Below are 23730 nucleotides of genomic sequence, written 5' to 3' on the forward strand. Positions count from 1 at the left end.
ATCGCCGCCGGACCCGCAACGAGCGTCATCGCGTGGCGTTGAACGTCAGCTGCTGGTCGGTCAGCTGGAAGCCGACGAGCAGCTCGAACGTGGCGCGCGCGATCGCGGCGCGCACGTCGGGCTGCGCCAGCGGATCGATCGCGGCATCGGCATCGCCCGCGCGCCGCTTGCGGCTGAGGCGGTTGCGAATCTCTTCCGGCAGTGTCGCCTGCGCGCGATCGACATAGGATGCCGCCTTGGCATGGCCTGTGGCGCGATCCTGCCCGTCGGCGAAATCGATGCTCACCGTGCCGACGCGCTTGGCAATGACGACGTTGCCGCCGCGCATCACGGTCGAGAAGTAGGGCAGTTCGACGTGGCGCGCGCCGCGCGTGTCGGACCGACGGGCCAGCACATCGAAGGTCGCGATGGTGTAGAGCTTGTCCCCACCCTGCCCCTGATCGCAGGTGCTGCGCAGGTTGGTGATCGAGGCGGTCACGTCGAGCGCACCCGAATCGGTGCGCTTGGGATCGGAGAACAACGTCACGTCGCCGGCATATTCGGGAATCGCCACGCGCGGGCAAGGATCGCGCAGCGCGGTCACGCCCACGCTGTCATCAACGACCAGTTCGCCCTTGCTCTTGACGCAGCCGGAGAGCGTGCCCGCCAGCAAGGCGGCGCCGATCGCCGAACCGATGGCGACACCGGACTTCGAAACACGGCGGAAGATGGCGGTCATGAGCGCAAAAATCCTTAAAAGACGATGCCGCGTCCGCGCGAACCGACAAGATGATCCACGGGGCAGCGCAATTCCTCTAGCCACGCCCGAACCTTTCGGCAATGCTCGGACTTTGAGAGGTTTCCGGAACGTGATGCCGCTGCTAATGCCCGCCCAATGAACGCCACCTTTCCAGACCAGGCCGAGACGGCCACCGGCCACGCGGCCGACGCCAAGGCCCCGCTCAAGCTCCTGATCGCGGCGCCGCGCGGCTTTTGCGCCGGGGTGGACCGCGCGATCGAGATCGTCGAGCGCGCGATCACGCTCTATGGCGCGCCGGTCTATGTGCGGCACGAGATCGTTCACAACCGCTTCGTTGTGGACGGGCTGAAGTCCAAGGGCGCGATCTTCGTGGAAGAGCTGGACGAAGTGCCCGATGGCGCGTCGGTCGTGTTCTCGGCGCATGGCGTGCCCAAGGTGATTCCGGCGGAAGCCAATTCGCGCGGGCTGGACTGGCTCGACGCCACCTGCCCACTGGTGAGCAAGGTCCACCGGCAGGCGGAACGGCAGGTCGAGGCGGGCCGTCACATCCTGTTCATCGGCCACCACGGCCATCCCGAAGTGATCGGCACAATGGGCCAGGTGCCGGACGGCGCGATCACGCTGGTCGAAACGGTGGAGGACGTGGCGCGGCTGGAGTTTCCGGACGAGCTGCCGCTATCGTTCCTGACCCAGACGACGCTTTCGGTGGACGATACGGCCGAGATCGTGACTGCGCTGCGCACGCGCTTTCCGCGCATCGTCGGCCCCCGCGCCGAAGACATCTGCTATGCCACGTCAAACCGTCAGGCAGCGGTCAAGGCGATCGCGGACGCCTGCGACCTGATTCTGGTGATCGGTGCGCCCAACAGTTCCAATTCGCTGCGCCTGGCCGAAGTGGCCGAGCGGCAGGGTACACGCGCCTTCCTGATCCAGCGCGCGGCGGAAATCGATCCGGCCTGGCTGGAGGGCGTGACCACGCTAGGCCTTACCGCCGGCGCTTCCGCCCCGGAAATCCTCGTGCGCGAAGTGGTGGACCTGCTCGCCACGTGGCGCACCGTCACCGAGGAAACGGTGAAAGTGCGCGACGAGGAGAACATGGTGTTCAAACTGCCCCGCCAGCTTACCAACTGAGAAAGCCGGGCAATGGCGGTCTATACCCACCTCGACGCCGGGGCGATGGCCGATATCGTGGCCAGCTTCGACATCGGCCAGCTCGTTTCGGCCAAGGGCATCGCGGAAGGCGTGTCGAACAGCAACTGGCTGATCGAGACAACCGGCGCGAACGGAAAGGGCGCGCGCTTCATCCTGACGATGTACGAATTCCGCATCGATCTGGACGACCTGCCCTATTTCCTGTCGCTGCTCGATCACCTCGCGGCCAAGGGGTGCCCCGTGCCGCGTACGATCCACGCTCGCGACGGGCGGCTGTATCAGGTGCGCGACGCGAAGGCGCTGGCGCTGATCGAGTTCCTGCCGGGCGTTTCCGTCGCCGATCCCACGCCGGCGCAGGCGGGCGCGGTGGGCGCGGCGCTGGCGCAGATGCACCTTGCCGCCGCCGACTTCCCGCAGACGCGCCCGAACGGCATGGACCGCGCGGAATGGCAGCGCCTGCTGGACGCCTGCGGGCATGACGGCCTTTCCGCGATCGATCCCGTGCTGGCGGACCTGGTGGAGGAAGCCCTGCCCCGGCTCGCCGCGCAATGGCCTGAAGGCCTGCCCCGTTCGGTGATCCATGCCGACCTGTTCCCCGACAACGTGCTGATGCTGGGTGACAGGGTAACCGGCCTGATCGACTTCTACTTCGCCTGCAACGACACCACCGCCTACGACGTGGCGGTGACGCACGCCGCCTGGTGCTTCGACAGCGCGGGCAAGGCGTTTCACGCAGACATCTCCGCCGCCCTGCTCGAAGGCTACGAGAGCGTGCGCCCGCTGTTGCCGGAAGAGCGCGCCGCCTTGCCGGTGCTGGCACAGGGCGCGGCGATCCGCTTCACCGCCAGCCGCGCCTATGACTGGCTGAACACGCCCGCCGACGCGCTGGTCACGCGCAAGGACCCGATGGCCTTCGCCCGCCGGCTGGCGTTCTATGCCGATCCCGCCAACGCCGGGGTCTTCGCGTGAAGCACGTCCAGATTTTCACCGACGGCGCGTGCAAGGGCAACCCCGGCAAGGGCGGCTGGGGCGCGCTGCTGCGCATGGGCGAACACGAAAAGGAAATGGCCGGCTCCGAAAAGGAGACGACCAACAACCGCATGGAACTGATGGGCGCGATCAAGGCGCTCGAAGCGCTCACGCAGCCCTGCCAGGTGACGCTGCATACCGACAGCAAGTACGTGCTGGACGGCATCACCAAGTGGGTCTTCGGCTGGCAGAAAAACGGCTGGAAGACCGCGGACAGGAAACCGGTCAAGAACGACGACCTGTGGCGCGCGCTCGTCGCCGCCGCGCGCCCGCACAAGATCGAATGGGTCTGGGTGAAGGGCCATGACGGCCACCCCGAGAACGAACGGGTGGACCGTCTGGCCAGCGACGCCGCGCAAGCCGCCTGAACGCGGCCGCGCGGCGCTTTGCGCCTGAGCGCTTATGCGACGGTGGTATCTTCCACCGGCGCAGAGGGCCCATTCTTCTGGATCGATTCGATCGCGCTCTTCGCGCTCGCCTTGCTGGAATAGCCTTCGGTCCAGAAAATGGTTTCGCTGTTGTAGCAGAAATAGGCCACGAACTCGCCGGCCTTGTTCTTCCGGATTTCAAAACGATGCGCCATCACACCCGCTCCTTCGCGCTGGATCAGTCAGGATCAGCCCCCGCGCACGGGATAGCACGCGGCTTGGCCGCGCAAAGAGGCTATCGTCAATCGCCACCGGAATGGTGATTTTGCAAACGTCGGACCGTCAGGCAGCCATGGCGAAGCGCGACGGGGCATAGCGCGCCCGGTCGATGCCCGCCGTCATCGCGTCGTCCGGGTGTCCCAGCAGGATTTGCGCCGCCAGCCGGGCCGCCGCCGGCGCGGTCTGGATGCCGAAGCCCCCCTGCCCGGCGAACCAGAAGAACCCTTCGCGCAGCGGATCGAAGCCATAGACGGGCAAGCGATCGGGGGCGAAGCTGCGCAGGCCCGCCCAGCGTCGCTCCAGCGCGGCGATGCGCCAGTCCAGCACATGTTCGAAGCGATCGATCGCCACCGCCACGTCCAGTTCCTCGGGCGCGGCATCGCACGGCACGTCGGGAATCTCGTCGTGCGGCGAAAGCCACAGCCGGCCGGCCTGCGGCTTGAAATAGAAGTCTCCGTTGATGCCCAGCGTCAGCGGCATGTCGGCCAATGCTTCGGGATCGGTGCGCAACTGCACGATCGTGCGCCGCAGGGGCAGGATTCCGACCGGGGCGGCTCCGGCGAGCGTTGCGACCTCGTCCGCCCACGCGCCGGCGGCATTGACCACGATCGCCGCGCGCGCTGCTCCTGCACCCTGCCCTTCGCCCCAGACGACGCGCCACCCCGCCGCCTCGCGCTCCACCGCCGAAACCCGCGCCCGGACACGCAGCACGGTTCCGGCCCGGCGCCCGATGGCCAGGTAGTGCTGGTGCAGCCCGGCCACGTCGATGTCCGAACAATCCGGCTCCCAGGTCGCGAAAGCCCACTCGGGGCGCAAGCCGGGCACGCGCGCGTCCATCGCCGCGCGGCTTTGCCATTCGATGTGAATCCCCATCGCGCCGAAGCTTTCGGCATAGGCTTCGAGCTTGTGCCGGTCCTCGGCCGTCGCGATGCTCAATGCCCCGCGTGGCGAGAGGAAGCCATGCTCGCGCAGGTACCCGCCCGACGCCATCGTCAGCGGAACGACTCCGGGGCCGCCGTAGGTTTCCTCCCAGAACGCCGCCGACCGGCCGGTGGTGTGATAGCCCGGTGCATCCTCCGCCTCGATGACCAGCACGCGGGCGTAAGGTGCAAGTTCGGCGGCAAGGCTGGCGCCGGCCATGCCCGCGCCGATCACGGCAATGTCGAAAGTCTCGGTGGTCACGGGTTGCGGCAGAGTCCTGAAGTCAGCGTTCGATGGGTCACCGTGCGATAGCCGGTGCCATGCGGTCGAGGAAATCGTCGATCGTCGCGATTACCCGATCGCGCACGGGATCGGCCTCGCGCAGCAGCTCGTGGCGGCCTTCACGGCCCCAGGTCACGAGTTGCGCGCGCGGCAACCGCGCTGCGGCCCGCGCGATCGCGCGGTAGCCGACCAGCGCATCGTGCCGCGCGCCGAGGATCAGCACCGGAAGGTCGACCGCCTCCAGCGCGCCCGGCTGCTCCATCCCGCGAATCGAGGCGACCGCCCGTTCCACCCAGCGCCAGGTTCCAGGCCCGATCGCCAGCGCGGGGCGCTGTTCCTTCCACCACAGTTCGTCCGCGTACCGGTCGGCATCGTGCGTCAGCAGGACATGACGGCCCGCCGGGGACGAGCCCGGCTTCTCGCTGGTCTTCCACGCCAGCCGCCCCGGATCGCCGATCCGGCACATGAAGCGCGCCAACGCCTGATGCAGCGCCGAAGGACCAGGCGTGGTCAGCCCCAGCATCGGCGCACTGAGCACGACCGCGACCGGATCGATCCGCCGTTCCACGACCGCCCGCAGCACGAGATGCCCGCCCATCGAATGGCCGACGATCACGTGCGGCCCCGGAGTCTGCGCCCGCCAGTCGGACCAGAACGCGGCCAGATCGTCGATCCACACGCCGAAATCGCGGACATCGCCCGCTAGGGGATTGTCCCCATACCGCCCCGAAGCGCCCTGCCAGCGCCAGTCGGCCGCGGTTACGCGCCAGCCCTGCCGATGCCAGTGATCCAGCGTCTCGAGGTACTTTTCATAGAAATCCCCGCGTCCCGGCATGAACAGAAGCGACCCGCGAACGGTGGCGGCGCCTTCCGGGGCCGGCTGCCAATCGATGCGCCGGATGGCATGGCCGTCGCGCGCGGACCACCATGCTTCCGTCGCCGCGGCGGGAATCGCTCTCCGATCGATGTTCACCGCCATGCAGGTCCGATCCCCATCGGGCCAGAATCGACGGAAATCCCCGCCGACTCTTGGTTACCGTTTGGTAAGTGGTTGTCGCGTAAGGCATAGCCCATGCAGGGCAATTTCATCGTTTACGGACTGGTCGGAGCCTTGGCAATCGCGCTGCTGGTTGCCGCTTTCACCGATATCCGTCGCCGCCAGATCGACAACTGGCTGAACGCCGCCATCGCGCTGGCCGCGCCCGCGTTCTGGTTCGCGATGGGCTGGCATGTCTGGCCGGACATCGCCGTGCAGATAGGCGTGGCGCTGTTAACCTTCGCCATCCTCGCCGGCCTGTTCGCATTGCGGGTCATGGGCGGCGGCGACGTGAAGCTGCTCGCCGCGCTGGCGCTGTGGATACCCGGCAAGCTGTTCCTGCAATTGCTGGTGATCATGGCGCTGACGGGAGGAATCCTGACGATCGTGCTGGGCGGCTGGCACGTGATGCGGCGGCAGAAGGACAAGCTGAAAATCCCCTACGGCGTAGCGATCGCCGCCGGCGGGCTGTGGATCATCGGCACTACCAACTGGGCCGCTTTGCAAGCCGTTTCGGCAGGATAGGCCAATTTTAACCAATTTCCCTGAAAAGGCGCAAATCCGGACAAGAGGGCGGGATAGAAGGCCATGGATAGAAAGAAGCTGTTTCTGCTGGTGGGGGCGCTGATCGTCGCGATCGGCACGGCCTTTGCGGCAAGGAGCCTGCTCTCAGGCGGCGCACCGACGCCGCAGGCCGAGGCTGCCGCGAAAATCGAAAGCGGTCCCAAGGTACTGGTAGCCAAGCGCGCGTTGCCGCTGGGCACGATCATCACCGCGGATGCGATCGGCTACCAGCCCTGGCCCAAGGATCTCGTGCAGGATGCCTATTTCGTCGAAGGCGAAGCGGACATGGCGAAGATGCTCGGCACCGTGGTGCGCCAGCCGATCACGGCAGGCGAACCGGTAACGCGCGGATCGCTCGTCTCGCCGGGCGATCGCGGCTTCCTCGCCGCCGCGCTCGGGCCGGGCATGCGCGCCGTGACCATCGCGGTTTCGGACCACACCGCCGTCGCCGGCTTCGTCTTCCCCGGCGATCACATCGACCTTGTCCTGACGCAATCGGTCAAGGGTGCGGAAAATCAGGCCGCGCTGCAGACGTCGGAAACCATCCTCAAGAACCTGCGCGTGCTGGCGACAGACCAGTCGACCGAACAGGAAACCGTGGACGGCAAAACCCGCGTCCACACCTTCGGCACGGTAACGGTCGAAGTGACGCCCAAGATCGCGGAAAAGATCGCCGTCGCCCAGACGCTGGGCACGATCAGCCTCTCGCTCCGCTCGATCGCCGACAATTCGGCCGACCTGGAACAGGCGCTGGCATCGGGCCAGGTCAAGATCCCCGCGGGCGCCACCAAGGCCGACGAGGAAAAGCTGATCAAGCAGGCGATGCACCAGCCGGTCGAGAACGGTTCCAGCTTCGTCACCGGCGGCGACGTCTCGCGCTTCCAGCGCAAGACCATGCCATCGATGGTGCCGGCTGGCTTCGGAACGCACGGCATGGCCGCCGGCGCGCCCCCGATGGCCGCCCCGGCCGGAGCGCCGATCATCATCAACCGCGGCCCGATCGTCAGGATCACCCGCGGCAAGGACACCGAAACCGTCGCGGTAGGGGCAAACTGAGATGGATCAGCACATCCCCGCGCAGGCGAAAGGCAAGACCATGAAAGCCCGCATCACCTTCCCGCTGCTTCCGGCCGCGCTGCTCGTCACGCCGCTGGCCCTGGCAGGCGCACTGGACGCGGCAAGCGCCCAGAGCGTGACCAGCCCGGCACGCAGCATCGCCATCGCCATTGGCCGCGGTGAACTGATCACCCTGCCGGGCCGGATGTCGGACGTGTTCGTCGCCAACAACGACATTGCCGACGTGCAGGTCAAGGCCACGAACCAGCTCTATGTGTTCGGCAAGGCCGGCGGCGAAACCACCGTCTATGCCAGCAACGGCAAGGGCGACGTGATCTGGTCGGCCAACGTCCGCGTCGGCACCAACATCGACAGCGTGGACCAGATGCTCCACCTGGCGATGCCCGACGCCAAGATCTCGACGGCAACGATGAACAACACCGTGCTGCTGACCGGCACCGTCGGCGCGCCGGAAGACGCGGCCGAGGCCGAACGGCTGGTGAAGGCGTTCGTGGGTGAAAAGACCCAGGTCATCAGCCGCCTGAAGCTGGCCACGCCCCTGCAGGTCAACTTGCAGGTGCGCATCGCCGAAGTCAGCCGCTCAGTGGTCAAGTCACTGACGTCGAATATCACCTCGATCGACGGCACCGGCGGTTTCAAGTTCGGCATCGGTCAGGGATCGGCTGCTTCCACCTTCCATCCCGGCGCCCCTCTGGGTGTGGGTTCGAGCGTCAGCTACTATGGCGTCGACCCGTCGACCGGGCAGGTCGCGCTGCTTCCGGGCACCACGGTTAACCCCGCGTCCACCGGCACCACGCTGGCGGCGGCGGGCAAGCTGTTCGGGCTGGGCATGCTGGCCAAGCTGGATGCGGCCGAAACGGTCGGTCTTGCAACCACGCTGGCGCAGCCCAACCTCACCACGATGTCGGGCGAGACCGCCGATTTCCTGGCGGGCGGCGAATTCCCGATCCCGATGAGCCAGGGCCTTGGCACGACCTCGGTCGAATACAAGCGCTATGGCGTGAGCCTGTCCTACACGCCGACGGTGCTCTCCAACGGCCGCATCTCGATGCGCGTACGCCCGGAAGTGTCCGAGCTGTCCTCGCAGGGCGCCGTGCAGATTTCCGGCTTCACCATCCCCGGGCTGACCGTGCGCCGCACGGAAACGACGGTGGAACTGGGTTCGGGCCAGAGCTTCATGATCGCGGGCCTGATGAACAGCAACTCGCAGAACAACATCCAGAAGCTGCCCGGCGCCGGCGACATCCCGATCCTGGGCACCCTGTTCCGTTCAACCGGGTTCAAGCGCGGTGAGACCGAACTGGTGATCGTCGTCACCCCCTATCTGGTGAACCCGGTGGACGCGAACCAGATCAAACTGCCGACCGACGGCTTCCAGACCGCCAACGAGGTCCAGCGCATCCTTGGCAACATGGAAAGCGACAGCGTCAGCGGCAAGCAGGGCCTGCACCCCACCGAAAAGCCGGGCAGCGTGCAGTCCGGTTCGCAGGTCGGCGCGCTGGACAAGCCATCGGCGCCCTCCGCATCCGCCGACAAGGCCGCGCCCGAACCGCGCAACGCCCGTCGTTCCGGCAAGAGCGCCGAGGCACCCGCCCCCGGCTTCAGCATCAATTGAGAGAGGGACGACCGATGCCCGTAACTTCCAACCGCCCTGTCAGCGTCCGTCTCGCCGGGGCCGCCATCGCCCTTTCGCTTGGCCTTGCCCTTTCCGGCTGCGGCGGCATGCCGACCAACCGGTCGCTCGAAAGCGTTCACCAGCCCGTGGTGGAGCGCAACCTCTATACGTTCGACGTCAACACCCTGACGGGCGGCGGCGTTCCAGTTGCGGACCAGCGCCGTCTGGCCGACTGGTTCGAGACGCTGGGCCTCCGCTATGGCGACCGCGTTTCGGTGGACGATCCCGTCCAGTCGGGCGCGACGCGCACGGCGGTTGAGGCCGTGGCCGCGCGCTTCGGGCTGTTGCTGGCCGATACCGCGCCGGTGACCGAGGGCGTGGTGCCGGTGGGCATGGCGCGCGTGGTCATTACCCGCACCACCGCCAGCGTGCCCGGCTGCCCGGACTGGTCCGCCAAGTCGGATGCCAATTTCGGCAATGGCGCTTCGTCCAATTTCGGTTGCGCGACCAACGCCAACCTTGCCGCGATGGTGGCGGACAAGGAACACCTTGTCCACGGCGCAACCGGCACCGGCGATACGGTGGTGATGAGCTCGACCAAGGCCATCAGCACCTATCGCGACGCCAAGCCGACGGGCGGTGGCGGCACCACCGTCAAGCAGCAGTCGAGCCAGTCGGGAGTGAACTAAGCCATGAACGCGCCCTTCAAGAACGGCAATCGCGATACGTTCGCCGCCTTCATGTGCGACGACGCGGCGCTGGATGTCCTGCGGTCGATCGTGGTCGACATGGGCTGGCAGCCTGAAAAGTGCAACAAGGGCGGCCTGCGCAACGCGATCCAGTCGCTCTCGATCACAGCCAGCCCGGCGATCCTTATGGTCGACCTTTCGGAAAGCGGCGATCCGCTGACCGACATCAACGCGCTGGCCGAAGTCTGCGAACCCGGCACGGTGGTGATCGCCGTCGGCCAGGTCAACGACGTGCGGCTCTATCGCGATCTGGTTGCCTCGGGCATCCAGGACTATCTGCTGAAGCCGCTGTCGCCCAACCAGGTCCGCGATGCGCTGGTCCAGGCCCAGGCGATCTTCGCCGCGCCCAAGACCAGCGATGCCGGTGCCATCAAGCGCCACATCTCGACCGCCGTTGTCGGCACGCGTGGCGGCGTCGGCGCGTCGACGATCGCAACCTCGCTAGCCTGGCTGTTCAGCTCCGACCAGAAGATGCCGACCGCGCTGCTCGATCTCGACGTTCACTTCGGCACCGCCGCGCTGACGCTCGATCTTGAACCGGGCCGTGGCCTGACCGACGCGATCGACAATCCCAGCCGTATCGACGGGCTGTTCATCGAACGCGCGATGATCCGCGCGAACGACAATCTCGCGATCCTGTCCGCGGAAGCGCCGATCAATGCGCCGCTGATGACCGACGGGGCGGCCTTCGTGCAGTTGCAGGAGGAATTCCGCCACGCGTTCGAAATGACCGTGATCGACATGCCCCGCAACATGCTGATCAACTTCCCGCACCTGCTGGGGGAAGTGAACGTGGCGGTCGTGGCGACGGAACTGACGCTGGCCGGCGCGCGCGACGCGATCCGCCTGCTGTCGTGGCTGAAGGGCAACGCGCCCCACGCGCAGGCGCTCGTGGTGGTCAACAAGGTCCACGCCGGCATCGGCGAAATCAGCAAGACGGACTTCGAAGCCTCGATCGAACGCAAGATCGACTTCATGATCCCCTATGACGCCAAGGCCGCCGCCAACGCGGCCAAGCTGGGCCAGACGTTCGTGGGCGCCAACCGCAACATCAAGGCCACGACGGTCATCGCCGAGATCGGCAAGGCGATCGTCAACGCGGGCGACGATGCGGACATGAAGCCCGTTGCCGCAGGCGCGGCGGGCAAGGCTTCGCTGCTGAGCAAGTTCGATCTGAAGAAGATGCTCGCGGCCAAGAAGGGCAAGGCGGCCGCCCCGGCCTCCTGATCCCGCCCCGGCCCTGGCGCACGACAATGAAGCCACCTTTCCGCCCCCGACAGGCCGGAAGGTGGCGGTTTGAGGTAAGAAACCGATGCCGATGAACACCCTGCCCCTGATCGTCGTCGTCTTCGGCGTGCTGGCGCTGTTCGGCATCGGCTATGCCCTCTTCCTGGGGCCTTCGCCCGCCAAGGAAAGCCAGCGCCGGCTTCAGGCCGTGCGTTTCCGCCATTCGGAAAGCGCTTCCGACAAGATGGAAGCGCAATACCGCAAGGCCGTGGCCGCGCGGAAGCCAACCACCTATCGCATCGCCGGATCGGCATCGCGGTCCGAAGCCCTAGCGTTGCGCCTGCACCGCACGGGCAAGGGCTGGACGCTGACGCAGTACGTCTATGCCTCGATCGGGCTGGGCGTTGCCGTCATGGCGCTGGCCACGCTCAAGACCGGGGCACCGTTGCTGGGCCTGGGCGCCGGTATCCTTGTTGGTGCCGGCCTGCCCCACATGATCGTCAACCGCGCGATCAACAAGCGTACCAACGCCTTTGTCACCCGCTTTCCCGATGCGCTGGAACTGCTGGTGCGCGGCCTGCGCTCCGGCTTGCCGATCAGCGAAACGCTGACCGTCGTGGCAAACGAACTTCCCGGCCCGGTGGGCGAGGAATTCAAGCTGGTAACCGACCGCATCAAGGTGGGCCGGACGATGGACGAAGCGATGCAGGAAACCGGCGATCGGCTGGACCTCCCGGAATTTAACTTCTTCTGCATCACGCTGGCCATCCAGCGCGAAACCGGCGGCAACCTTGCCGAAACGCTGGCGAACCTGGCCGACGTGCTGCGCAAGCGCGCCCAGATGAAGCTCAAGATCAAGGCGATGAGCTCGGAATCCAAAGCTTCCGCCTACATCATCGGTTCGCTGCCGTTCATCGTGTTCGGGCTGATCTACTGGATCAACCCGGCCTACATGCTGAAATTCTTCACCGACGAACGCCTGATCGTCATCGGCCTGGGCGGCATGGTCTGGCTCAGCCTGGGCGGCTTCATCATGGCCAAGATGGTCAACTTCGAGATCTGAGCGAGGGAAACGCACACCATGGATGCCCCGCACGGCCCCACCCTCCTCGGCTTCGACGTTCTTGCCGTCGGCTCGATCCTTGCCGGCGTCGCCGCGGCGGCGGTGATGCTCGCCATCTACGCCGCGATCACGGTCAAGGACCCGATGGCCAAGCGCGTCAAGGCGCTGAACGAACGCCGCGAACAGCTCAAGGCCGGTATCGTGACCTCCAACACGCGCAAGCGTGCGAGCATCGTCCACCGCAACGAGACGACCGATATCATCCGCACGTTCCTCGAAAAGATGAGCGTGCTGCAGGACAGCCAGCTTGCGACCATCCAGCAGAAGCTGGCGCAGGGCGGCATCCGCAAGAAGGAATGGGCCGTCGCGGTCATCCTTGGCCGCATGATCGGACCGATCGTGCTCGGCCTGATCGCCGCGCTGGTGATCTACGGCATCAACTACTTCCCCGAATGGGGCAGCTTCAAGCGCTTCATGGCGTTCGCGGTCATCGTGATCCTGGGCTACAAGGGGCCTGACCTGTTCGTGCAGAACCTCATCGGCAAGCGCACCTCCGCAATCCGCAAGGGATTGCCCGATGCGCTGGACCTGCTGGTCATCTGCGCCGAAGCCGGCCTCACGGTAGATGCCGCATTCAATCGCGTGGCGCGCGAACTGGGCCGCGCCTATCCCGAACTGGGCGATGAATTCGCGCTGACCGCGATCGAGCTGTCGTTCCTGACCGAGCGGCGGCAGGCCTTCGAGAACCTGGCCTATCGCGTGAACCTGGAATCGGTGAAGGGCGTGACCACCACGATGATCCAGACCGAGCGCTACGGCACGCCGCTGGCATCGGCGCTTCGCGTGCTGTCCGCCGAGTTCCGCCACGAACGCATGATGCGCGCGGAGGAAAAGGCCGCGCGCCTGCCCGCGATCATGACCGTGCCGCTGATCCTGTTCATCCTGCCGACGCTGTTCATCGTGATCCTTGGGCCGGCGGCCTGTTCGATCAGCGACAACTTCATCAACCGCAAGTAAGCGTCCGCAAACAGCGTCGTCCCAGCGCAAGCTGGGACCTCGTGACGCTGGACCGAACCTGCCGAAGGTTTTCCCGCAGCGGCCCCAGATCCCAGCTTGTGCTGGGGCGACGCGGGCTAGAAGCGCACGACTTGTTGCTCGATCGCGCCGAACACCGCACGGCCCTTGGCATCGCGCGCCTCGATCCGCAGCGTTTCTCCCACGGCGACCGGCACGACGCCGAGCGGCGCGGTGGCAACCAGTGTCCCCGCGCACAGCCGCCGTGTGGTCGCCAGATGCGCGATCTGCGCGCCAAGATCGGACACGGCATCGCTGGCAAGCCGCTCGACCGGTTCGGCGCCGCGCTCGACCGAAAGCGGCAGGTGCAGCCGGCCGCCCTGCCATGCCTCACCCAGACCGTCGGGCGTGACGAACACCGGCGAAAAATGGCGCGCCGCCAGTGCCGGCACGCCCTCTGCCCCGCGCAGCACGAGATCATCAACCAGCCCGACCAGCCTGATCCGCGCCAGCGCATCGGCGGCGGAAACGCCTTGCGGCACGTCACCCGTTACCGCGACGATGCCGATCTCGATTTCGGCCGGCTGCCCGTTCCCGGACAAAGTCAGCGGATCACGGCCGCCGCGCAGATCGTCGCTGGACGTCCGGACCGCACCGGTGAACGCGGCAAAGGTGCGGGGCAGCGGAGCGGCCGCCTCGCGCTCGTGAAACCGCTTGCGCGGGATCGCGCCATGTTCGAGTTCAATCGCCAGCGATTCCAGCACCGGAGCGTTGCGATCCCAGGAATCGAGCAGATCGCGCAAGGTTGGCACGATGTGGTCCGCATCCGCATACCAGGCCAGATCGTTGGAGACGATGATCAGTCTGCCGTCCCGGCCCTGTGGTAGCGAAGTCAGCTTCATCTGCGTTCTCCCTCGATTACCCGCGCCGCCTTCAGCAGCTTGTCGAGCATCACGCGCAGACGTTGCGTCTCGCGCTCGGTGAGCGCGGAGAATATCCGCTCGTAGATTTCCTGCGCCTGCGGCCACAGACGATCGTACATGGCGCGGCCGGCTTCGGTAAGCATAAGATGATGCGACCGTCCGTCGGCAACGTTGGGACTGCGACTGACCAGCCCGCGATCTTCCAGCACCTTGCAGGCGCGGTTGACAGCCACCTTGTCCATCAGCGTCACGCGCACCAGTTCGCGCTGGGTCAACGATCCCGCATCACCCAGCACCGCCAGCACGCGCCATTCCGGGATCTTGAGGCCGAATTCGTTCTTGTATTCGCCGGAAATGAGATCGGTTACCGCATTGGCGGTAACAGCCATGCGATAGGGTATGAACTCATCGAGACGGGTCTGCTTTCCGGCCATAAGATCGCTTCACATGAAACCAACCTGACTCGCAAGCGAAACAATGTTGCCTGCGAAAAGGACGATGCCATTAATTCAAGCGAAGCCGACCGGTCGCACGACATTTTCTTTAGGCGGGCATCGGCCCGCCTGCCTTGGTCCTTCCCGTGATCGCGCGTTTCAACGCGCCAGAATACCGGCCATGATGATGTCGATGGTATGTTCGCGATAGCGGTCGCGCAGTTCTTCGGTCAGCGTATCCTGATCAAAGCAGTGCCGCAGGACCAGTCGCGCGGAAAAGAAACGGTCGGCCGCTCCCGTCAGCGTGAAGTAGAAAAGCTGCGCATCGATCGGCCGGAACACACCCGCCTTGACGCCTTCGTCGATCAGCCGTTCGTAGGCGAGGTGAAGCGGCGTCAGGTATTGCGCGGCGATCCTCTTCGCTTCCGCATCGTCGCTGTCGCGCACCAGCCGCATCAGCAGGCGATTGAGATAGGGATAGGCGTAGAAGGTTTCGATGACCTTGGAGATATGGCGCCGCAGCTTGGCTTCGGGCGCCATGTCGTCCTTGGTCACCAGCGCATCGACACTGCGGACGATGGCTTCCATGTCCCGGTCCAGCAAGGCTTTGAGCAGACCGGCCTTGTTACCGAAATAGTATTTCACCAGCGCCGAGTTCAGCCCCGAACGCAACGAAAGCTCGGACAGGGAAATGTCCACCAGATCGCCTTCGCGCATGATCGCGGAAGCCGTCTGGAGCAGCAACTCGCGCGCGCCGGGCGTATCCATCGTGTCCTGTTTCCTGTTCGTCTCGGTCATTCCCAGTCCGGCTCGTCCCACCATGGATAAAAGGCGGGCATATCCGATGAAACGCGTCCGGGGTAGCGGGGAGCGCGTTTTTCAAGAAAACTAGCCACACCTTCCTGCGCATCGCTGCCGCGCGACAGGGTGTAGATGGCCCGGCTGTCGACGCGGTGCGCCGCCATCGGGTGGTCCGCCGCCGCATTGCGCCACAACATCGCGCGGGTCATGGCCACGGACACGGCGCTGGTATTATCGGCAATCTCGCGCGCGAGGCCCCTGGCCGCATCGAGCAGTTCGCCAGGCTCGTGCAGCGATCGGACGAGGCCGCCGCGCAAAGCTTCCTCGGCATCGAACACGCGGCCGGTCATGGTCCATTCCAGTGCCTGGGGCAGCCCCACGATGCGCGGCAGGAACCAGCTCGACGCCGCTTCGGGCACGATGCCGCGCCGCGCGAAAACGAGGCCGAAACGCGCCGTCTTCGACGCGAGCCGGATGTCCATCGGCAACTGCATGGTAACGCCCACGCCCACCGCCGCACCATTCACGGCGGCGATGATCGGCTTCTTCGACCGGTAGAGCCGCAAGGTCAAAAGCCCGCCACTGTCGCGCACCCGTGGGTCCGACAGATCCGTGACCTGTTCATCGCTGGAGAACGGCCCGCCCTTGCCATCGGGGGTGAGGTCCGCTCCCGCGCAGAAGGCGCGATCACCGGCCCCGGTGACGATCACGACCCGCACCGCGTCATCGGCATCGGTGCGGTCGAACGCGTCGATGACTTCCTGCATCATCGTGCCCGTGAAGGCATTCATCTTCTCGGGTCGGTTGAGCGTCAGCGTGGCGATGCCCTCCTCGATATCGAGGAGGATCTGCGAATAGCCGGTCATCGTTCTCTCCCGGGGATGGAAGGGCGCGTCCGTTGCCGCGCCCTTCCCGTGTTCTGGTATCAGCGCGGCGCCATACGGATGGCACCGTCGAGCCGCACGTCCTCGCCGTTGAAATAGCCCGTCTCGATCATGCAGAGCGCGAGGTTGGCGTATTCCTCGGGCATGCCGAGCCGCTTGGGGAACGGAACGGAGGCGGCCAGCGCATCCTTCACGTTCTGCGGCGCGGCCGCCAGCAGCGGCGTGTTGAAGATGCCCGGCAGGATCGTGTTGACGCGGATGCCCTCACCCATCAGGTCGCGCGCGATCGGCAGGGTCATGCCGACGACGCCACCCTTCGAGGCCGAATAGGCCGCCTGGCCCATCTGGCCGTCTTCCGCGGCGACCGACGCGGTGTTGACGATCGCGCCGCGCTCACCGAACTCGTCACACGGATCAAGCGTCAGCATGCCGGCCGCCGACTTGGCGATGCAGCGGAACGTGCCGACCAGGTTGATCTGGATGATCCAGTTGAAGGCATCCATCGGGAAGTGCTTGACCTCGCCGGTTTCCTTCGAGCGGCTGGCGGTCTTGATCGCGTTGCCGGTGCCGGCGCAGTTGACGAGGATGCGTTCCTGGCCGTGCGCCGCACGCGCCTTGGCGAAACCGGCATCGACGCTTTCGTCCGACGTCACGTTCACTTCGCAGAACACGCCGCCGATTTCGGCCGCGACGGCTTCGCCCTTTTCCTTCTGCAGGTCGAAGATGGCGACCTTCACCCCCTTGGCGGCGAGCGCGCGGGCGGTGGCCGCACCCAGGCCGGACGCGCCACCAGTAACGACGGCGGCAACAGTGTTATCAAGCTTCATGGTTCTCAGTCCTCTCCCGGAAAACGGTCACAGCGCCTCGACGATGGTGACGTTGGCAACGCCGCCGCCTTCGCACATCGTCTGCAGGCCATACTTCTTGCCCCGCGCGCGCAGCGCGTGGATCAGCGTCGACATCAGCTTGGTGCCCGATGCGCCGAGCGGATGGCCCAGCGCGATCGCGCCACCGTTGACGTTGAGCTTCTCAGGGTCCGCGCCGGTATGCTTGAGCCAGGCGAGCGGCACCGAAGCGAAAGCCTCGTTCACTTCATAAAGGTCGATGTCGTCGATTTTCATGCCGGCGCGCTGGAGCGCGCGGTCGGTGGCGAACAGCGGTTCTTCCAGCATGATAACAGGATCGCCAGCGGTCACGGTCAGGCTGTGAATGCGGGCGATGGGCGTCAGATTGTAACGCTTGAGCGCCTCTTCCGAAACGACCAGCGCCGCGCTCGAACCGTCGCAGATCTGGCTGGAGGTGGCGGCGGTCAGCGAGCCGTCCGGGGAAAGCAGCTTCACGCCGGCGATGCTTTCCAGCGTCGCGTCGAAACGGATGCCTTCGTCCACGGTGTGCTGCTGTTCGCCTTCGGGCGTTTCGATCGTGATCGGCACGATTTCGTTGGCGAAGGCATTGGCCTGCGTTGCCGCGATGGCCTTCTGGTGGCTGGCGAGCCCGAACCGGTCGAGATCGTCCTTGGTGAAGCCGTGCTTCTGCACGATCATTTCCGCGCCCATGAACTGCGAGAACATGACGTTCGGATACTTGGCCTCCAGGCCCGGCGACTTGTAGTGCCCCAGCCCTTCCTTCATGTGGAACGTGGCGTTGGACCCCATCGGCACGCGGCTCATGCTTTCGACGCCAGCCGCGATCACCACGTCCTGCACGCCCGACATCACCGCCTGCGCCGCGAACTGGATCGCCTGTTGCGACGATCCGCACTGGCGGTCGATCGTCACCGCGGGCGTCGATTGCGGCAGGAGCCGGGATGCGAGCACGGCATTGCGCCCCACCTGCATCGCCTGCTGGCCGGCCTGGGTGACGCAGCCCATGATCACATCGTCCACCGCCGCCGGATCGATGCCGGTGCGCGAAACAATCGCATCAAGGCTTGCCGCCGCCAGATCGACGGGATGAACCCCGGCGAGCCGGCCGCCACGCCGGCCCCCGGCCGTGCGAACTGCATCCACGATATAGGCCGTTGCCATGATCTTCCGACTCCTCTCGGGCAAATGGTTTAATCGAACGGTTAAACCGCGTACGATCCACGGTCAAGCGCCCACACCGCAAGGTTCGCGATCCGCGAGAAGCACGCGGGACTTTACCCGCAAGCCCTCTCGTCCCAAAGGAAATGGGTGACTGCCCCCCTCTCTCTCGACGAAAGCGGCTTCATTGCCGCGCTGCGCGCGATGGCATCCGATCCCGCGGCGCGCGGGCTGGCCGACGACGCCGCCGTGCTCGAGTTCGGCGGCGAAGCCCTGGTGCTGACGCATGACATGATGGTCGAAGGCGTGCACTGGCTGCCCACGCAGGACATGGCGGACGTGGCGTGGAAACTCGTCGCCACCAACCTGTCCGACCTTGCTGCCAAGGGAGCGGTGCCGGCGGGCGTTTTGCTGGGCTATATGCTTGGCCGAGATGACGCGCGGTTTCTTGCCGGCTTGCGCGAGGCGCTGGACGCTTTCGATGTGCCCTTGCTGGGAGGCGACACCGTGGCCGCGCCGGCAACGCATGCAACCGGACGCCGCGCGATCGGGCTGACCGCCATCGGCCGTGCCACGCATCGCCCCGTCCCTGCCCGAGCCGGCGCAAGGCCGGGCGACGGGCTGTGGCTGACCGGCCCCGTTGGCGCGGCCATGCTTGGCTTCGAAGCGCTGCAGGCAGGCGGCACCCCGACCGACACCGCAGCCTTCCGCCGTCCCGCGCCGCGCCTGGTCGAAGGCAAGGCGCTCGCACCGCTCGTCAGCGCCATGATGGACGTGTCGGACGGCCTGCTGATCGACAGTGCGCGCCTGGCCCAAGCCAGCGGCGTGACCTTGGCGATCGCGGCCGACGCGGTACCGCTCCCCGCTGCCCTGCCCGCCGCGCGCGCCGCCGACGCCATGCGCTGGGGCGACGACTACGAACTGCTGTTCACCCTGCCGGGCGGCATGACGCCCCCGTGCCCCGCCTGGCGTATCGGGTCGGTCGAGCCGCAAGGCCGGCATCCGCTGCTGGTGGACGGCATTCCTCCCGCCGGGCGGCTGGGCTATATCCACGGCGCCCACGACAATTGATCCAGGTCATCGTTTCGCTTGCGAGGCGCGAATAAACCTATAGCCTCCCCGCCCAACCCGCAACGACGGGCAACCGGACACAAAGGCGCCGGATCAATAAAGGGGGATGCTCTCGTGAACCTAGTAACAATTGCGATAGTGTTGGGGTTACTAGCCATCGTCTACGGCTTCGTGACCAGCCGCCAGGTGCTCGGTGCGCCGGCGGGCAATGCCAGAATGCAGGAAATCGCCGCCGCCATCCAGGAAGGCGCGCAAGCCTATCTGAAGCGGCAGTACACCACCATCGCCATTGTCGGCGTTGTGGTCGCGGTGATCGTGGCGGTCTCGCTCGGCGCGGTATCGGCGATCGGCTTCGTGCTTGGCGCGGTGCTCTCGGGCGCGGCGGGGTTCATCGGCATGAACGTGTCGGTCCGCTCGAACGTTCGCACCGCTGCCGCCGCGCAATCCGGCCTGCAGCAGGGCCTCACCCTTGCCTTCCGCGCCGGCGCCATCACCGGCATGCTGGTGGCGGGTCTGGCTCTCCTCGCGATCGCGGTATTCTTCTACTATCTCACCAGCATCGCGGGTGAAGCGGCCAACAGCCGCACCGTCGTCACCGCGCTCACCGCGCTGGCGCTCGGTGCCAGCCTCGTTTCGATCTTCGCCCGTCTGGGCGGCGGCATCTTCACCAAGGCCGCCGACGTCGGCGCCGACCTTGTCGGCAAGGTTGAGGCCGGCATTCCGGAAGATGATCCGCGCAACCCGGCGGTGATCGCCGACAACGTGGGCGACAACGTGGGCGACTGCGCCGGCATGGCCGCCGACCTGTTCGAAACCTATGTCGTCACCATCGGCGCGACCATGATCATGACCGCGCTGCTCGTGAAGAACGCGGCCAACCTCGACGCGCTCATGGCGATCCCGCTGCTGATCGGCGGCGTCTGCATCGTCACCTCCATCATCGGCACCTATTTCGTGAAGCTCGGCTCCTCGAACAACATCATGGGCGCCATGTACAAGGGCTTCTTCGTTACCGCCCTGCTCTCGGTTCCGGCGATCTGGTTCGCCATGAACCACGCGCTGGGCGGCACCGTGGGCGATTTCAGCGCCATGGAAGCCAGCACCACGTACCAGGCGTTCGGCCATGACTATGCGTTCACCGGCCGCTCGCTGTTCTACGCGGGCTTCGTCGGCCTTGCGCTGACCGGCCTGATCATCTGGATCACCGAATACTACACCGGCACCAGCTACCGCCCCGTGAAGTCGATCGCCAAGGCCTCGGTCACCGGGCACGGTACCAACGTGATCCAGGGCCTGGCCATCTCGATGGAAGCCACCGCGCTTCCCGCGCTGGCGATCGTCGCCTCGATGATCATCACCTACAAGCTCGCCGGTCCGCTCGGCATCGCCTATGGCGCCACCGCCATGCTCGCGCTGGCCGGCATGGTCGTCGCGCTCGATGCCTATGGTCCGGTCACGGACAACGCCGGCGGCATCGCCGAAATGGCCGGGCTCGACGATTCGGTCCGCGAAAAGACCGACGCGCTCGATGCCGTGGGCAACACCACCAAGGCCGTCACCAAGGGCTACGCGATCGGGTCCGCCGGTCTCGCCGCGCTGGTGCTGTTCGCCGCCTACACCACCGACCTTCGCGAATTCTTCCCGAGCCTGAGCGTCGATTTCAGCCTCGAGAACCCTTACGTGATCGTCGGCCTGCTGCTGGGCGCGCTGCTGCCCTACCTGTTCGGCGCCATGGGTATGACCGCCGTCGGCCGCGCCGCCGGCGATGTCGTCGTCGACGTGCGGGATCAGTTCCGCGACAACCCGGGCATCATGGAAGGCACCTCGAAGCCCGACTATGCCCGCACGGTGGACCTCGTCACCAAGGCCGCGATCAAGGAAATGATCGTGCCCTCGCTACTCCCGGTCCTTGCGCCGATCGTGGTGTACTTCGTGATCTCGTGGGTCGCGGGGCAGGACAACGGCTTCGCGGCGCTGGGCGCCCTGCTTCTCGGCGTGATCGTCGGCGGCCTCTTCGTCGCCCTGTCGATGACATCGGGTGGCGGCGCGTGGGACAACGCCAAGAAGTACATCGAGGACGGCCACCACGGCGGCAAGGGATCGGAAGCGCACAAGGCGGCCGTGACGGGCGATACCGTGGGCGATCCCTACAAGGATACCGCCGGTCCGGCGGTCAATCCGATGATCAAGATCACCAACATCGTCGCGCTGCTGTTGCTTGCGGCGCTGGCAGGCCATAGCATGGTCTGATCATAACGTCCGGCCCGAGTCGGGGAGAAAGCGACCCCGCCCGTTCATACGGGCGGGGTCATTTCATTTCGGTGCGATCATTAACATAACTTTCGGTCCTTGCTGGTAGCCCGGATACGCGGTTTTGATTCCGCAGGCAGGCCAGGGCCAGAAGACAGTTTCGTGAGCGCGCAACCTTTCATCGAACGCCGATCCCGGCAGCGCCTTGCGCCAGCACCGGCACATGCCGTCATCACGGGCGATTCCGCGCTGATCGTCGCGCCGTGGAACAGTTGGGTCGATGCCGAGGCGGTGCGGCGCTGGGATGCCCTGGCGCGCGATGCCTCCACGCCCAACCCGTTCTTCGAAAGCTGGTATCTGCTGCCCGCTCTGCGCCGTTTCGACCCCGCGGGCACGGTTCGGATCGCCCGGCTGGAGCGGGGCGGCGAACTGATCGGGCTGATGCCGCTGGCGCCTTCCTGGCGCTATGGCCGGTGGCCGCTGCCGCATCTGGGCAACTGGCTCCACCCCAATTGCTTCCTGGGCGCGCCCTTGGTCGCGCGCGGGGACGAGCCGTCATTCTGGCGCGCCTTGCTGGCCTGGGCCGATGCCAATGCCGGCTCGGCCCTGTTCCTGCATCTTGCGCTGCAACCGCTGGACAACGGCCTGATCGGCAGCCTCTACGCGATCGGCGCGGAACAGGGCAGGCGCATCGCGCTGGTGCATCGGGAAGAACGCGCGCTGCTGTGTTCCCGGCTTGCGCCCGACGATTACCTGCAGCGCGCGGTGCCGGGCAAGAAGCGCAAGGAATACCGCCGGCAACAGGCCCGCCTGTCCGAACTGGGGGCGCTGGAGTTCCACCGCGAAGATGGAATCGAGCGGGTCGCTTCGTGGGTCGAGCAATTCCTGACGCTGGAAGCCGAAGGCTGGAAAGGCCGTTCGGGCAGCGCGCTGGCCTGCGCGCCGCAAACCGAACTGCTGTTCCGCGAGGCGATGAACGATGCCGCCCATCGTGGCCTGCTCGAACGCCTGAGCCTCACCCTTGACGGACAGCCGATCGCCATGCTGGCGAACTTCCTGACGGCGCCCGGCGCCTTTTCCTTCAAGACCGCTTTCGACGAACGCTATGCCCGTTTCTCGCCCGGCGTCCTCCTCCAGCTGGAAAACCTGGCCATGCTGGAACGCGAAGATATTGCGTGGTGCGACAGTTGCGCCGCAGCCGATCACCCGATGATCGACTCGCTGTGGATGGAACGCCGCTCGATCGGCCGCATTTCCATCGCCATCGGCGGAACAACCCGCCGCGCCGCGTTCGAACGGCTGGTGGCCATGGAACTCAACCGCAATCCCGCAGGGATCATCCCATGAAACCAGACCACGGATCGTTTGACGCAAGCCGCGCCCTGCCCGTCTTCACCGACGAAGCCCGCGCCGCCTTCGCCACATCCTATCCCGAACAACCGCACAAGCTGACGCACCGGCTGGGCGATCACCCACTGATGGCGCTGGACGCGCTGGCGACGCTGGCCGAAGCGCTGCCGGCAGCATCGGTCGAATACAACCGCGCGGACCTGCCCGTCGGGTTGAACGGCGCGAAGGCCGAAGGCAACGGCCTGGGCATCGGCGATACGATCCGCAACATCGCGTCGACCGGCAGCTGGGCGGCGCTCAAGAATATCGAGCAGGTGCCCGCCTATGGCGAACTGCTGGCAAGCCTGCTGGAAGAACTGCGCCCGACGATCGAGGCCCGCACCGGCGCGATGCTGAAGCCGCAAGGCTTCGTCTTCGTCACCAGCCCCGATGGCGTCACGCCCTATCACTTCGATCCGGAACACAACATCCTGCTGCACTTGATGGGCAGCAAGGTGATGACGATGTTTCCGGCGGGCGATGCCTTCTACGCCCCCGACGAAACGCACGAGACCTATCACACCGGCGGCGGGCGCGAACTCTACTGGCGCGACGAGCTGGCGGCAGGCGGGCGCGAATGGGCGCTATCCCCCGGCGAGGCGCTGTTCGTGCCGGTGATGGCACCGCATTTCGTGCGCAACGGCCCCGCGCCTTCGGTATCGCTATCGATAACCTGGCGTTCGGAATGGAGCTTTGCCGAAGCCGATACGCGGGCCTTCAACGGACTGCTGCGCAGGAATGGCCTGAATCCCCGCGCGCCCGGCCGGTGGCCCGCAAGCAACAGGGCCAAAGCTTTCAGCTGGCGCCTTTATGCCAAGGCAAAGGGTTTGCGTTGACGT

The 23730-nt window shown here is 66.1% G+C and carries 24 protein-coding genes; 14 read left to right on the top strand and 10 right to left on the bottom strand.

The features are described 5' to 3' along the window. Positions 1 to 25: 25 nt before the first annotated feature. Positions 26 to 718: a hypothetical protein gene (locus EH199_RS02710; protein ID WP_124807726.1), complete on the bottom strand. Its 693-nt coding sequence runs from the start codon at positions 716 to 718 to the stop codon at positions 26 to 28. A gap of 156 nt (positions 719 to 874) precedes the next feature. On the opposite strand from EH199_RS02710, the gene ispH reads away from it, so the two are divergent. The 3 genes from ispH to rnhA are packed head-to-tail and all read left to right on the top strand — an operon-like array spanning position 875 to position 3288. Beyond that, positions 875 to 1870: a 4-hydroxy-3-methylbut-2-enyl diphosphate reductase gene (gene ispH / locus EH199_RS02715; protein WP_124807727.1), complete on the top strand. Its 996-nt coding sequence runs from the start codon at positions 875 to 877 to the stop codon at positions 1868 to 1870. Positions 1871 to 1882: 12 nt separating this feature from the next. Beyond that, entirely contained in the window at positions 1883 to 2860 is a 978-nt protein-coding gene (gene thrB, locus EH199_RS02720) for a homoserine kinase (protein WP_124807728.1), read from the top strand. Further along, a complete protein-coding gene (gene rnhA, locus EH199_RS02725) occupies positions 2857 to 3288 on the top strand; it encodes a ribonuclease HI (RefSeq protein WP_124807729.1) in 432 nt (143 codons plus the stop codon). Before thrB ends, rnhA begins: the two co-directional genes overlap by 4 nt. Before the next feature lie 32 nt (positions 3289 to 3320). On the opposite strand, the gene EH199_RS02730 is transcribed toward rnhA, so the two are convergent. From EH199_RS02730 to EH199_RS02740, 3 genes are all read right to left on the bottom strand, one after another. Next, positions 3321 to 3503 (bottom strand): DUF1508 domain-containing protein, encoded by a 183-nt coding sequence (locus EH199_RS02730; RefSeq protein WP_124807730.1) that lies wholly within the window; start codon positions 3501 to 3503, stop codon positions 3321 to 3323. A gap of 127 nt (positions 3504 to 3630) precedes the next feature. Then, the gene (locus tag EH199_RS02735; RefSeq protein WP_124807731.1) at positions 3631 to 4749 is read right to left on the bottom strand and encodes an FAD-binding oxidoreductase; all 1119 of its coding nucleotides are present in this window, start codon (positions 4747 to 4749) and stop codon (positions 3631 to 3633) included. Between the two features lie 37 nt (positions 4750 to 4786). Next, positions 4787 to 5749, bottom strand: coding sequence for an alpha/beta hydrolase (locus EH199_RS02740; protein WP_124807732.1), 963 nt, complete (start codon positions 5747 to 5749; stop codon positions 4787 to 4789). A gap of 93 nt (positions 5750 to 5842) precedes the next feature. Here EH199_RS02740 and EH199_RS02745 point away from each other — a divergent pair, with 93 nt between their 5' ends. The 7 genes from EH199_RS02745 (at position 5843) to EH199_RS02775 (ending at position 13118) form a co-directional block, all read left to right on the top strand. Beyond that, positions 5843 to 6331, top strand: coding sequence for a prepilin peptidase (locus EH199_RS02745; RefSeq protein ID WP_124807733.1), 489 nt, complete (start codon positions 5843 to 5845; stop codon positions 6329 to 6331). Between the two features lie 63 nt (positions 6332 to 6394). Then, a complete protein-coding gene (gene cpaB, locus EH199_RS02750; RefSeq protein WP_124807734.1) occupies positions 6395 to 7426 on the top strand; it encodes a Flp pilus assembly protein CpaB in 1032 nt (343 codons plus the stop codon). 1 nt (position 7427) lies between these two features. Beyond that, entirely contained in the window at positions 7428 to 9062 is a 1635-nt protein-coding gene (locus EH199_RS02755) for a type II and III secretion system protein family protein (RefSeq protein WP_223806435.1), read from the top strand. A 14-nt stretch (positions 9063 to 9076) separates the two neighbouring features. After that, the gene (locus EH199_RS02760) at positions 9077 to 9751 is read left to right on the top strand and encodes a CpaD family pilus assembly protein (protein ID WP_124807735.1); all 675 of its coding nucleotides are present in this window, start codon (positions 9077 to 9079) and stop codon (positions 9749 to 9751) included. Between the two features lie 3 nt (positions 9752 to 9754). Continuing rightward, on the top strand, positions 9755 to 11038 hold the full coding sequence (locus EH199_RS02765; RefSeq protein WP_124807736.1) for a pilus assembly protein CpaE: 1284 nt from the start codon (positions 9755 to 9757) through the stop codon (positions 11036 to 11038). 91 nt (positions 11039 to 11129) lie between these two features. Beyond that, complete coding sequence (locus EH199_RS02770) at positions 11130 to 12101, top strand: type II secretion system F family protein (protein WP_124807737.1); 972 nt, start codon at positions 11130 to 11132, stop codon at positions 12099 to 12101. An 18-nt stretch (positions 12102 to 12119) separates the two neighbouring features. Next, positions 12120 to 13118, top strand: a complete 999-nt coding sequence (locus EH199_RS02775) for a type II secretion system F family protein (RefSeq protein WP_124807738.1) — start codon at positions 12120 to 12122, stop codon at positions 13116 to 13118. A gap of 116 nt (positions 13119 to 13234) precedes the next feature. On the opposite strand, the gene EH199_RS02780 is transcribed toward EH199_RS02775, so the two are convergent. The 6 genes from EH199_RS02780 to EH199_RS02805 form a co-directional block, all read right to left on the bottom strand. Continuing rightward, positions 13235 to 14017: a fumarylacetoacetate hydrolase family protein gene (locus EH199_RS02780; protein ID WP_124807739.1), complete on the bottom strand. Its 783-nt coding sequence runs from the start codon at positions 14015 to 14017 to the stop codon at positions 13235 to 13237. Beyond that, complete coding sequence (locus EH199_RS02785) at positions 14014 to 14472, bottom strand: MarR family winged helix-turn-helix transcriptional regulator (RefSeq protein WP_124807740.1); 459 nt, start codon at positions 14470 to 14472, stop codon at positions 14014 to 14016. The genes EH199_RS02780 and EH199_RS02785 overlap by 4 nt, the downstream gene beginning before the upstream one ends. 159 nt (positions 14473 to 14631) lie before the next feature. After that, positions 14632 to 15270, bottom strand: coding sequence for a TetR family transcriptional regulator (locus tag EH199_RS02790; RefSeq protein WP_124807741.1), 639 nt, complete (start codon positions 15268 to 15270; stop codon positions 14632 to 14634). After that, positions 15267 to 16139 (bottom strand): crotonase/enoyl-CoA hydratase family protein, encoded by an 873-nt coding sequence (locus tag EH199_RS02795; protein WP_124807742.1) that lies wholly within the window; start codon positions 16137 to 16139, stop codon positions 15267 to 15269. Before EH199_RS02795 ends, EH199_RS02790 begins: the two co-directional genes overlap by 4 nt. Before the next feature lie 59 nt (positions 16140 to 16198). Further along, entirely contained in the window at positions 16199 to 16984 is a 786-nt protein-coding gene (locus EH199_RS02800) for an SDR family NAD(P)-dependent oxidoreductase (RefSeq protein ID WP_124807743.1), read from the bottom strand. A 27-nt stretch (positions 16985 to 17011) separates the two neighbouring features. After that, a complete protein-coding gene (locus tag EH199_RS02805) occupies positions 17012 to 18184 on the bottom strand; it encodes an acetyl-CoA C-acetyltransferase (RefSeq protein ID WP_124807744.1) in 1173 nt (390 codons plus the stop codon). 147 nt (positions 18185 to 18331) lie between these two features. On the opposite strand from EH199_RS02805, the gene thiL reads away from it, so the two are divergent. From thiL to EH199_RS02825, 4 genes are all read left to right on the top strand, one after another. Continuing rightward, the gene (gene thiL, locus EH199_RS02810) at positions 18332 to 19252 is read left to right on the top strand and encodes a thiamine-phosphate kinase (protein ID WP_223806436.1); all 921 of its coding nucleotides are present in this window, start codon (positions 18332 to 18334) and stop codon (positions 19250 to 19252) included. Between the two features lie 114 nt (positions 19253 to 19366). Next, positions 19367 to 21502: a sodium-translocating pyrophosphatase gene (locus tag EH199_RS02815; RefSeq protein WP_124807745.1), complete on the top strand. Its 2136-nt coding sequence runs from the start codon at positions 19367 to 19369 to the stop codon at positions 21500 to 21502. Between the two features lie 162 nt (positions 21503 to 21664). Continuing rightward, the gene (locus EH199_RS02820) at positions 21665 to 22849 is read left to right on the top strand and encodes a GNAT family N-acetyltransferase (protein ID WP_223806437.1); all 1185 of its coding nucleotides are present in this window, start codon (positions 21665 to 21667) and stop codon (positions 22847 to 22849) included. Further along, positions 22846 to 23727, top strand: coding sequence for a transcriptional regulator (locus tag EH199_RS02825; RefSeq protein ID WP_124807746.1), 882 nt, complete (start codon positions 22846 to 22848; stop codon positions 23725 to 23727). Before EH199_RS02820 ends, EH199_RS02825 begins: the two co-directional genes overlap by 4 nt. The last annotated feature ends 3 nt before the right edge of the window (positions 23728 to 23730 follow it).

It is taken from the genome of Novosphingobium sp. LASN5T, from assembly GCF_003856955.1.
Lineage (GTDB): Bacteria > Pseudomonadota > Alphaproteobacteria > Sphingomonadales > Sphingomonadaceae > Novosphingobium.

Excerpts from the sequence above, each read along its gene's own strand:
- EH199_RS02765 (WP_124807736.1), top strand. The coding sequence starts at position 9,755 with ATGAACGCGCCCTTCAAGAACGGCAATCGCGATACGTTCGCCGCCTTC.
- EH199_RS02755 (WP_223806435.1), top strand. The coding sequence starts at position 7,428 with ATGGATCAGCACATCCCCGCGCAGGCGAAAGGCAAGACCATGAAAGCC.
- EH199_RS02800 (WP_124807743.1), bottom strand. The coding sequence starts at position 16,984 with ATGAAGCTTGATAACACTGTTGCCGCCGTCGTTACTGGTGGCGCGTCC.
- EH199_RS02790 (WP_124807741.1), bottom strand. The coding sequence starts at position 15,270 with ATGACCGAGACGAACAGGAAACAGGACACGATGGATACGCCCGGCGCG.
- EH199_RS02775 (WP_124807738.1), top strand. The coding sequence starts at position 12,120 with ATGGATGCCCCGCACGGCCCCACCCTCCTCGGCTTCGACGTTCTTGCC.
- EH199_RS02805 (WP_124807744.1), bottom strand. The coding sequence starts at position 18,184 with ATGGCAACGGCCTATATCGTGGATGCAGTTCGCACGGCCGGGGGCCGG.
- EH199_RS02785 (WP_124807740.1), bottom strand. The coding sequence starts at position 14,472 with ATGGCCGGAAAGCAGACCCGTCTCGATGAGTTCATACCCTATCGCATG.
- EH199_RS02780 (WP_124807739.1), bottom strand. The coding sequence starts at position 14,017 with ATGAAGCTGACTTCGCTACCACAGGGCCGGGACGGCAGACTGATCATC.
- ispH (WP_124807727.1), top strand. The coding sequence starts at position 875 with ATGAACGCCACCTTTCCAGACCAGGCCGAGACGGCCACCGGCCACGCG.
- EH199_RS02760 (WP_124807735.1), top strand. The coding sequence starts at position 9,077 with ATGCCCGTAACTTCCAACCGCCCTGTCAGCGTCCGTCTCGCCGGGGCC.
- EH199_RS02710 (WP_124807726.1), bottom strand. The coding sequence starts at position 718 with ATGACCGCCATCTTCCGCCGTGTTTCGAAGTCCGGTGTCGCCATCGGT.
- cpaB (WP_124807734.1), top strand. The coding sequence starts at position 6,395 with ATGGATAGAAAGAAGCTGTTTCTGCTGGTGGGGGCGCTGATCGTCGCG.
- EH199_RS02795 (WP_124807742.1), bottom strand. The coding sequence starts at position 16,139 with ATGACCGGCTATTCGCAGATCCTCCTCGATATCGAGGAGGGCATCGCC.
- EH199_RS02740 (WP_124807732.1), bottom strand. The coding sequence starts at position 5,749 with ATGGCGGTGAACATCGATCGGAGAGCGATTCCCGCCGCGGCGACGGAA.
- EH199_RS02825 (WP_124807746.1), top strand. The coding sequence starts at position 22,846 with ATGAAACCAGACCACGGATCGTTTGACGCAAGCCGCGCCCTGCCCGTC.
- EH199_RS02770 (WP_124807737.1), top strand. The coding sequence starts at position 11,130 with ATGAACACCCTGCCCCTGATCGTCGTCGTCTTCGGCGTGCTGGCGCTG.
- thrB (WP_124807728.1), top strand. The coding sequence starts at position 1,883 with ATGGCGGTCTATACCCACCTCGACGCCGGGGCGATGGCCGATATCGTG.
- EH199_RS02730 (WP_124807730.1), bottom strand. The coding sequence starts at position 3,503 with ATGGCGCATCGTTTTGAAATCCGGAAGAACAAGGCCGGCGAGTTCGTG.
- EH199_RS02745 (WP_124807733.1), top strand. The coding sequence starts at position 5,843 with ATGCAGGGCAATTTCATCGTTTACGGACTGGTCGGAGCCTTGGCAATC.